This window comes from Homoserinimonas sp. (assembly GCF_056262345.1).
Genome location: NZ_JBACFR010000056.1, coordinates 24,912 through 34,658 on the forward strand (window position 1 = coordinate 24,912; position 9,747 = coordinate 34,658).

General features: G+C 63.8%; 9 protein-coding genes. 7 read left to right on the forward strand and 2 right to left on the reverse strand.

The window, feature by feature from the left end:
- Window positions 1-18 precede the first annotated feature (18 nt).
- Both AC062T_RS02945 and AC062T_RS02950 read left to right on the forward strand, forming a co-directional pair.
- Window positions 19-1,401: a glycine--tRNA ligase gene (locus tag AC062T_RS02945; RefSeq protein WP_108516725.1), complete on the forward strand. Its 1,383-nt coding sequence runs from the start codon at window positions 19-21 to the stop codon at window positions 1,399-1,401.
- Window positions 1,402-1,463: 62 nt separating this feature from the next.
- The gene (locus AC062T_RS02950; RefSeq protein ID WP_476027239.1) at window positions 1,464-2,135 is read left to right on the forward strand and encodes a DsbA family oxidoreductase; all 672 of its coding nucleotides are present in this window, start codon (window positions 1,464-1,466) and stop codon (window positions 2,133-2,135) included.
- A gap of 131 nt (window positions 2,136-2,266) precedes the next feature.
- Here the strand turns inward: AC062T_RS02950 and AC062T_RS02955 are convergent, their stop codons facing one another.
- Together AC062T_RS02955 and AC062T_RS02960 are read right to left on the reverse strand one after the other, a co-directional pair.
- The gene (locus AC062T_RS02955) at window positions 2,267-2,755 is read right to left on the reverse strand and encodes an aminoacyl-tRNA deacylase (RefSeq protein WP_476027241.1); all 489 of its coding nucleotides are present in this window, start codon (window positions 2,753-2,755) and stop codon (window positions 2,267-2,269) included.
- Window positions 2,756-2,843: 88 nt separating this feature from the next.
- Complete coding sequence (locus AC062T_RS02960) at window positions 2,844-4,391, reverse strand: amino acid permease (protein ID WP_476027243.1); 1,548 nt, start codon at window positions 4,389-4,391, stop codon at window positions 2,844-2,846.
- Between the two features lie 219 nt (window positions 4,392-4,610).
- On the opposite strand from AC062T_RS02960, the gene AC062T_RS02965 reads away from it, so the two are divergent.
- The 5 genes from AC062T_RS02965 to AC062T_RS02985 are packed head-to-tail and all read left to right on the forward strand — an operon-like array spanning window position 4,611 to window position 9,728.
- Window positions 4,611-5,978 carry a glutamine synthetase family protein gene (locus AC062T_RS02965; RefSeq protein WP_476027245.1) on the forward strand — a complete coding sequence of 456 codons (1,368 nt, stop codon included), beginning with the start codon at window positions 4,611-4,613 and terminating at the stop codon, window positions 5,976-5,978.
- A complete protein-coding gene (locus AC062T_RS02970) occupies window positions 5,965-6,753 on the forward strand; it encodes a gamma-glutamyl-gamma-aminobutyrate hydrolase family protein (protein ID WP_476027247.1) in 789 nt (262 codons plus the stop codon). The genes AC062T_RS02965 and AC062T_RS02970 overlap by 14 nt, the downstream gene beginning before the upstream one ends.
- Window positions 6,750-8,105, forward strand: coding sequence for an aldehyde dehydrogenase family protein (locus tag AC062T_RS02975; RefSeq protein WP_476027249.1), 1,356 nt, complete (start codon window positions 6,750-6,752; stop codon window positions 8,103-8,105). Before AC062T_RS02970 ends, AC062T_RS02975 begins: the two co-directional genes overlap by 4 nt.
- A gap of 37 nt (window positions 8,106-8,142) precedes the next feature.
- Window positions 8,143-8,934, forward strand: a complete 792-nt coding sequence (locus AC062T_RS02980; RefSeq protein ID WP_476027251.1) for a 3-oxoacyl-ACP reductase — start codon at window positions 8,143-8,145, stop codon at window positions 8,932-8,934.
- Window positions 8,934-9,728 (forward strand): FadR/GntR family transcriptional regulator, encoded by a 795-nt coding sequence (locus tag AC062T_RS02985; protein ID WP_476027255.1) that lies wholly within the window; start codon window positions 8,934-8,936, stop codon window positions 9,726-9,728. The genes AC062T_RS02980 and AC062T_RS02985 overlap by 1 nt, the downstream gene beginning before the upstream one ends.
- The last annotated feature ends 19 nt before the right edge of the window (window positions 9,729-9,747 follow it).

Consider the following 9,747-nt stretch of genomic DNA (forward strand, 5'->3'; position numbering starts at 1 on the left):
TGACCTTTGGAGCATCACGTGGCCGACGCCTCACCCCTCGATTCCGTTATCTCCCTGGCCAAGCGCCGGGGCTTTGTCTTTCAGGCGGGTGAAATTTACGGCGGTTCCCGCTCAGCGTGGGACTACGGGCCCCTCGGTGTGGAGCTCAAGGAGAACATCAAGCGCGAGTGGTGGCAGACCTTCGTGCGTGGGCGCGAAGACATGGTCGGCCTCGACTCCTCGGTGATTCTTCCTAAGCAGGTGTGGGAGGCATCCGGTCATGTGGCGACATTCACTGACCCGCTCGTCGAGTGCACCTCATGCCACCACCGTTTTCGCCAGGACCACCTGATCGAGGCCTTCGAGGCTAAGAAGGGGCGCGAGCCCAAGGACGGCATGAGCGAGATCGCGTGCCCCAACTGTGGAACGCGCGGACAGTTCACCGAGCCGCAGCTCTTCTCGGGGCTTATGAAGACGTTCCTCGGCCCCGTCGACAGCGAGGCCGGGCTCAACTACCTGCGCCCCGAGACCGCCCAGGGCATCTTCGTTAACTTCAACAATGTGCTCACGGTCTCCCGCAAGAAGCCCCCGTTCGGCATCGGCCAGATCGGCAAGGCGTTCCGAAACGAGATCACCCCCGGCAACTTCATCTTTCGCACCCGCGAGTTCGAACAGATGGAGATCGAGTACTTCACGGCGCCCGATGAGGCCGACACCTACTTCAAGGAGTGGGTGGAGACCTGCTGGAACTGGTTCATTGACCTCGGCATCAAGCCCGAGAACATGCGCCGCTTCGATGTGCCAGAGGATGAGCGTGCTCACTACTCGGCCGGAACGATCGACTTCGAGTACCGCTTCGGCTTCCAGGGTTCAGAGTGGGGCGAGCTCATGGGCGTCGCCAACCGCACCGACTTTGACCTCGGCGCGCACAGCAAGGCGTCGGGCACCGAGCTCAGCTACTTCGACCAGGCAACGGGGGAGCGCTACACGCCTCACGTGATCGAGCCGTCGTTCGGCCTCACCCGCTCGATGATGGCGTTCCTCGTCGACGCGTTCTACGAGGACGAGGCGCCCAACGCTAAGGGCGGCGTCGACAAGCGCACCGTCCTGCGCCTTGACCCGCGTCTGGCTCCGGTCAAGGCTGCAGTTCTACCGCTCAGCCGCAATGAGCAGCTGTCGCCGCTGGCCAAGGACCTTGCCGCCGACCTCCGCAAGTCGTGGAACATCGACTTCGACGACGCCGGAGCGATCGGCCGCCGTTACCGTCGCCAGGACGAGATCGGCACGCCGTTCTGCATCACCGTCGACTTCGACACCCTCGACGACAAGGCCGTCACGGTGCGCGAGCGCGACACGATGCAGCAGGAGCGGGTATCCCTCGATCGCATTCGCGGGTACCTCGCCGAGAAGCTCATCGGCTAGCCATACCCCTCAAGAGCGCTCGTGGCGGGAATGCCACGGGCGCTCTTGTCGTTGGGGTCGATGTGAGCGAATCGAATAAGCCAAAAGCCCCCATCAAGGTCGACATCTGGTCCGACGTGCAGTGCCCCTGGTGCTACATCGGCAAGCGCAAGTTCGAATCGGGCGCGCAGCAGTTTGGCGGCGACGTCGAGGTCGAGTACCACTCTTATGAGTTGGCCCCCGATACCCCTGTCGACTTCGCCGGATCGCCCGCTGAATACCTTTCCGAGCGCAAGGGCATGCCGCTGGCGCAGGTCGAGCAGATGCTCACGCAGGTCACAAACGTGGCGGCCTCGGTTGGCCTCGACTATGACTACGACTCCGTGCACCAAACCAACACGGTCAAGGCGCACGAACTCCTTCACTATGCGAAGGCGCACGGCCGCCAGCTTGAGATGAAGGAGCGCCTGCTCAAGGCATACTTCGTCAACGGTGAGCACGTCGGCCGCGTCGAGGATCTGGCCGACATCGCGGCCGAACTCGGCTTCGACCGCGCCGATGTCGTGCGCTCGCTTGAGGAGAACGAATACCTTGCTGCGGTTAAAGCGGATGTCGCGCAGGCCACTGCCTACGGCATCCAGGGCGTTCCCTTCTTTGTGATCGACGGCAAGTATGGCGTCTCGGGAGCCCAGGATGCCGCAACCTTTGCCCAGGTGCTCCAGCAGGTGCGCGATGAGAAGGCGGCTGCAGAGTGAGCACAACACCCGAGGTGGATGCTCCTTCCGGCCCCTTCACCATGCTGGGAGACCCCAGCGCGGTCGCCTGCGAGGGTGACGCCTGCATTGTGCCGGCGGTGCCAGCGCAGACGTAGCCCGCGTGCGCGCGGTCAGTCGATCGGGTCGGTGAGGTCGGCCACGATGGCGCGAAAAGCGCTGATCAGCGAATCGGCGTCGACGAATAGGCTCACGCCGTGTTCTCCTGCACCGAGCGATATGCGTTTGCCGCTCATCCGCTCGTCGGCGTAGACCGGCCATGCGGTCGCGCTTCCGAGGGGCGTAATGGTGCCGCGCTCGTAGCCCGTCGCCTCAAACGCCGTGTGCTGATCGGGCATCGACAGCTTGTTGGTGCCGACGAGCGCGCGCAGCTTGGGCCACGAGATTTGCCGGTCACCGGGCACGAGGGCAAAAAGAAACGTGCCGTCTTTCTTTTTGACCACGAGCGTTTTTACGATGTCGGAGGGGTCGATGCCGAGTGCCGTGGCCGCTTCGGCGAGGCTGCCCGCCGGGCCACGCTCTACGAGCTCGACCGAAAGCCCACGGTTGCGGGCGTCGTCAATGACCCGGTTTCGCCCGGATGGCTCGGCAGAGGGTGACATCACTAACCTTTCGTCTGTGCGGGGTCAGTATGCACGATTGTGGGGCCGGGGTGTCGCTGCCTGCGATGCCCCGGCCCCTTTCCGACCGTTAGTCTCTGCCGTCTTTCGCCAGCAACTCGTCCTCGATGGTGCCTCCATACCCCTCCGCCTGGGGGTCGCCGTGCAGGCCGCCCGAGACCGCATATTCCTCCTCTGGAGAGAGGATGAGGCGGTTGCGCCCCCACACGGCGAAGCCGATGAGCATGACGACGTAGACGACGGCGATCGCGATAACCGCAGGCTGGAAGTCGGGGTTGAGCAGGAATCCCAAGAAGATGAGTGCGGAGAGCAGCGCTGCGACGACAGCACCCGGCACACCCCATGGGCTGCGATACGGGCGTTTCGCGTTGGGGTACCGCTTGCGCAGAATCACGAACGAGATCATCTGCAACAGGTAGGCGAGCACAGCACCCCAGACGGCGATGTTAAGCACGATGGCACCGGCTACGGCACCTGCCCCTTCTTCATCGATACTGCCGAGAAAGTCGACCACGTAGAGCGCGACGAACCCGATAATCGCCCCGGCGAGCAGAGCCACCCAAGGGGTCTGCCGCTTGCCGGTCAGGGAGAGAAACTTGGGGTAGTACCCGGCACGCGAGAGGGAGTACATGTTGCGTCCGTAGGCGAACATGATGCCCTGCAGCGAGGCAAAGAGACCGACGAGAGCGAACAGGGCGAGCACTGCTGCTAGCTCGTCGCCCACGATCACCCGGAAGCCGTCGAGAAGCGGTTCACTCGCGGCTCCCGTGACCTCAGCCCCGAGGATTCCGGTGTTGAGAAAGAGCACGAGCAGGCCCGTGACGATGAGCGTTCCCCGGGCCCAGAGCCCCGCGCGGGGAATGTCCCGCACAGGGTCGTGAGCTTCTTCTGCCGCGAGCGGCAGTTCTTCGATTCCCAAGAAGAACCACATCGCGAAGGGCAGGGCGAAGAGAATCGGCAGCACCCCGTGAGGCAAGAACTCGCTCTGGCCGGCGTCGGGCGCGATGTCGAACAGGTTGTCCCACGAGAAGAGGCCAGAGAAGACGGCCATGGCTGCGAACACCAGCAGAATGCCGATCGAGATGATCGAGACGATGATCGCAAAGCGGAACGAGATCGCTGCCCCCGCGGTGTTCAGCGCGATGAAGAGGGCGTAGAGGATGAGCCACCAGGCCCAGGGCGGCATGCTGAACCCGAGCAGTTCTTGCGTGATTCCGTCGGCATATGACGCCGAGAAGAACACGATCACGGCCGTGGTTGCCACATATTCGATCGTTTCGGCGAGCCCAGTGACGAAGCCGCCCCATGGACCCATGGCCGCGCGCGAGAACGAATAGGCGCCGCCCGTGTGTGGCATCGCTGACGCCATCTCGCCGATGGAGAAGATCATGCCGTAATACATGATGACGAGAAGAGCAAAGGCGATGAGCATTCCCCCGAACCCGGCGTAGGCGATGCCAAAGTTCCAGCCGGAGAAGTCGCCAGAGATGACGGCGGCGACAGCGAGGCCCCACAACCCCCAGACTCCCGCCGAACGCTTGAGCTGGCGTTTCTCGAAGTAGCCGCTCGCAGCGCTCGTATATTTCACGCCCGAGACTCGCAGGGTGTCTTTTGTCATCCCGTTTTCCTTTGCGTCGGTGCTCATGCCCGCGACTTTCAGGGCTTCGAGCTGCCTGTGGGTTCGTTGGGGTGACTATAGGGCTTTCATTGGCCGAACGGAACAACCATTGTTGGCGCGAGACGACGCTCGAATCGGCACAGCGTGTGCTGTAATGGTCTGCATGTCGCCCATTGGCGGGCGGGATGCTGTGTTTAGCCACCGTTACGGGAGCCGCGCATGAGTCAACGATCCGCCCCCCTTTCCCTCGAGCAACTCCACGAGCAGGTCGCGGCTGGCGATGTCGATACCGTCATCGTTGCTTTCACCGACATGCAGGGACGACTCGTCGGAAAACGGGTATCGGCGAGGCTTTTCGTCGAAGAGGTCGCCGTCCACGGCGCCGAATGCTGCAACTATCTCCTGGCCGTCGACGTCGATAACAACACGGTCGACGGCTATGCCATTTCTGGCTGGGATCGTGGCTACGGCGATATGGCCATGATCCCCGACCTCGCAACGCTGAGACGCGCACCGTGGCTCACTGCGACCGCCATGGTCACGGCCGATCTGCAGTGGCTCGATGGCACACCCGTCGCCGAATCTCCGCGACAGATACTTACCAGTCAGCTCGAGAGGCTTGCCGCCCAGGGTCTCGTCTCGTTCGCCGCTACCGAGCTTGAGTTCATCGTGTTCGACACCCCATATCGCGATGCGTGGGCAAGCGGCTATCGCGACCTGACGCCGGCGAGCGACTACAACATCGACTATTCGATGCTGGGATCGACGCGCATGGAACCGCTGCTCCGCGACATCCGACGCTCCATGGAGGGGGCCGGCATGTATTGCGAGGGAGTCAAAGGAGAATGCAATCTAGGCCAGCAGGAGATCGGCTTTCGCTATGCCGATGCTCTGACCACCTGCGACAACCACTCGGTCTATAAGAATGGGGCAAAGGAGATAGCCGATGCCCATGGCAAGAGCCTCACCTTCATGGCCAAGTTCAATGAGCGAGAGGGCAGCAGCTGCCACATCCATGTCTCTCTCCGCCGCGAGGGTGGCGAGGCGATCTTCTATGACGACGCCGAAGAGTTCGGCATGTCGAAGGTGTTCAGGCACTTCGTGGCCGGCCAACTCGCGGCGATGCAGGAGCTCACCCTGTTCTTTGCCCCCAACATCAACTCATACAAACGATTCGTTGACGGGAGCTTTGCGCCGACCGCCGTGGCCTGGGGCCTCGATAATCGCAGCTGCGCCCTCCGCGTGGTCGGCGGTCCTGGCGCCCTGCGGGTAGAAAACCGCGTTCCTGGTGCCGACGTCAATCAGTACCTCGCGGTCGCCGCCCTGCTCGCCGCAGGCCTTCACGGCATCGACAACGAGCTTGAACTTGAGCCTCCGACCACGGGCAATGCTTACACCGGCAACGCCCCCCGTGTTCCGACCAGCCTGCGGGAGGCCGCCGACCTGTTCGAACACTCGACGATAGCCAGGGCGGCGTTTGGCGATGCCGTTGTCGATCACTACGTGCACAATGCGCGGGTCGAACTGCGTGCTTTCGACTCCGCTGTCACCGATTGGGAGAGGTTTCGCGGCTTTGAACGACTCTGATCACGCGCCGGGGGGCCAGGCCACAGCAGCGCCTCCCCTCATTGGCATATCGAGTTACCTGGAACAGGCCCAAACAGGAGTGTGGGATGTTCAGGCGGCGTTCTTGCCCAAGGTCTATATCGACGGGGTCACCGAGGCTGGCGGGATCGCCGTGCTGCTGCCGCCCCAGCCGTCGTCCCCGAGCATCGCCCGCGCAGTGCTGTCGAGACTTGACGGGCTGATCGTCTCCGGTGGTGCCGATGTGAACCCGGCTCTCTATGGCCAGCAGCCCCACGAACGAACGGGCCTGCCGAGGGATGACCGTGATGCGTGGGAAGACGCGCTGCTGAGCGAGGCGGTTGCCTCCGGAGTGCCCTTTTTGGGGATCTGCCGGGGCGTTCAAATGCTCAACGTGGCGCTCGGGGGCACCTTGCATCAGCATGTTCCCGACGTTGTGGGGAGCGACGACTATCAGCCTGCCCCCGGCAAATTCGGTCGGAAGGATGTCGCGGTCGAGCCTGACTCTCAGATCGGGCGTCTGCTTCGACAGGGTGAGGAGCCGCTCTCGGTCCACGTCTACCACCACCAGGCCATCGATGAGGTCGCGGCGGGGCTCACCGTCACCGCCAGGAGCGAAGACGGCGTCATCGAGGCGGTTGAGATCGAGGGCGACGGGTTTGGCATCGGTGTGCAGTGGCATCCAGAAGAAAACGTCGAAGACCGACGGCTCTTTGCCGGGCTGGTGGAGGCGGCGCGTGAGCATGCCAAGCAGCGAGAACAGGGGAGCGGTCGATGAGCTACACCGTAGTCAATCCGGCGGATGAATCGGTCGTTGAGACCGTCGAGCACTGGGGCGCGGAGCAGACCGACGAGGCGATCGCCGCCGCGTCCGTCGCCCAGCGGGCATGGGCCGCCGTGGCGCCCGTTGACCGGGCGCGGGCTCTGCGGCGCTTTGCGGCGGCCGTCGACGGCGACCTCGAGAACCTTGCGCTCACCGAGGTGCGCAATTCCGGGCATCCGATCGGTCAGGCGCGCTGGGAGGCCGGCCACGTTCGTGACGTGCTCGAGTACTACTCGGCGGCGCCCGAGCGGCTGTTTGGCCAGCAGATCCCGGTGGCGGGCGGCATCGATATGACGTTCCACGAGCCGCTCGGTGTGGTCGGCGTGATCACGCCGTGGAACTTTCCGATGACCATTGCGGCGTGGGGGTTCGCGCCCGCACTTGCCGCAGGCAACGCCGTTGTGCTCAAGCCGGCCGAGTGGACGCCCCTCACGAGCATCCGTCTCGCCCAGCTCGCCCTCGAATCCGGCCTGCCGGAGGGGCTCTTTCAGGTGCTGCCTGGTCGTGGATCGGTCGTCGGCGAGAGATTCATCACGAACCCGACCGTGCGCAAGGTCGTCTTCACCGGGTCGACAGCCGTAGGAAAACAGATCATGGCCGGATGCGCACAGCAGGTCAAACGCGTCACCCTCGAACTCGGCGGCAAGAGCGCCAACATCGTTTTTGCGGATTCAGACCTGGAGAAGGCCGCGGCGCAGGCGCCGTATGGCGTGTTCGAGAACGCCGGCCAGGATTGCTGTGCGCGCAGCCGCATCCTTGTGGAGCGCAGTGCTTACGAGCGCTTCATGGAGTTACTGGAACCTGCCGTCGCTGGCGTCGCCGTCGGTGACCCCATGCTCGAGTCGACAGAGATGGGGCCGCTCGTCTCGCGCGCTCACTTTGATTCCGTGTGCGATTACCTGCCAGACGATGCCCCGGTTGCGTTCAGGGGCAGCGCGCCGGAGGGCCCGGGCTTCTGGATGGCACCGACCGTTCTTACGCCAGATCGTAATGACCGCACGGTGCGGGAGGAGATCTTCGGGCCCGTTGTCACGGTGCTTCCCTTCGACGACGAGGCGGACGCGATCGCGCTGGCCAACGACACCGAATACGGGCTGTCTGGTTCGCTCTGGACCCGCGATGTCGGTCGTGCCCTACGGGTTGCGCGGGCCGTGGAGTCGGGCAATCTCTCGGTCAATTCGCACTCATCCGTTCGGTACAGCACGCCGTTCGGTGGGTTCAAGCAGTCCGGTCTCGGGCGCGAGCTGGGGCCGGATGCCCCACTGAACTTCACCGAGACAAAGAACGTTTTTATCGCTGTCGACTGAAATCGACCAACCATCGTTGTCTAAGAGGGGAATAGCCATGTCGGGAATTGAGACGATCAACCTCACGCAGCGCCTAGCGGGGCGTGTTGCCGTGATCACGGGGGGAGCGAGCGGCATCGGCCTAGCAACGGCCAAGAGGTTCGCCGCTGAAGGGGCCACGGTCGTCATCGGTGACATGGATGCGGTCGGTGGGGAGGCTGCCGCCGAGCTAGTAGGTGGGCTGTTCGTGCGGGTTGATGTCACGGACGAAGAGCAGGTCAATGCGCTCTTCGACACCGCGGCTGAGACGTATGGCTCGGTGGACATCGCGTTCAACAACGCGGGAATCTCCCCGCCCGATGACGACTCGATCGAGACGACCGAGTTGCCCGCCTGGCAGAAAGTGCAAGACGTCAACCTCAAGTCTGTCTACCTGTGTTGCCGCGCGGCCCTGAGGCATATGACGCGTCAGGGCAAGGGGTCGATCATCAACACGGCATCGTTCGTCGCTGTGCTCGGCTCGGCCACGTCGCAGATCTCCTACACAGCCTCAAAAGGAGGAGTGCTTGCCCTCAGCCGCGAGCTCGGAGTTCAATTCGCGCGTCAGGGTATTCGCGTCAATGCGCTGTGTCCTGGCCCCGTCAACACGCCACTTCTGCAGGAGTTGTTTGCCAAAGACCAGGAGCGCGCCCAGCGTCGACTCGTTCACATCCCTCTCGGTCGATTCGCCGAACCCGAGGAGCTCGCGGCGTCGGTCGCGTTTCTCGCGAGCGATGACTCGTCGTTCATCACGGGGTCGACCTTCCTGGTCGACGGCGGCATCAGCTCTGCGTATGTGACCCCGCTGTGATGGCGGTTAATGGCGAGGAGTCGAATGGCGGTGCTGAGCGGGCGCCGCTCGATGAGGCGCCCCAGGAGCTGCTTGCCGCCGAGCTGCTTCTGCGCCCCGCGCGGTCGGCGAACGTGTTCGAGGAGACGATGCAGCGGCTGCTCCAGTCGGTGCGGCTCGGGCTCATCGGCCCGGGGGAGCGACTGCCTGCCGAGCGGGTGCTCGCCACGATGCTCGGGGTCAGCCGCGACACCGTGCGAGACGCGATCGCCGCGCTCACCGATGCCGGCTACCTCGCTTCTCGGCGCGGGCGCTATGGCGGCACATTTGTTGTGGACGCGCTGCCCGAACTCACGCCGGTCGTAACGGAGGAGGGTGTCGCCCCGCGACGTTCGGTGCCCAGGCCCGAGCTCGAAGACACCCTCGTGCTACGCGCGATCCTCGAGGTCGGGGCGGCGCGACAGGCGGCGCTCAGTGAATTGACCGGTCCCCAGCGCGACAGCCTGTGGCAGGCGCTTCAGGAGTGTTCTGCCGCGGAGCCTTCCGACTATCGCCGCAGCGATTCCCGGCTGCACCTTCTCATCGCTGAACTCGTCGGCTCACCGAGTCTTGTTCCTTTGGTGGCCGACATTCGGATGCGCGTAAACGAGCTGCTCGACGGCATCCCTCTGCTCGCGCCGAACATCATCCACTCGAACGAGCAGCACGAAGCCATCGTGAAGGCGATCCTTCGCGGCAATCCCGAAGAGGCGACCAGGGCCATGGAAGAGCACATCGCGGGTTCGGAGGCGCTGCTGAGAGGTTTCTTGGCGTGAATCTCGTACCAATCGGGCG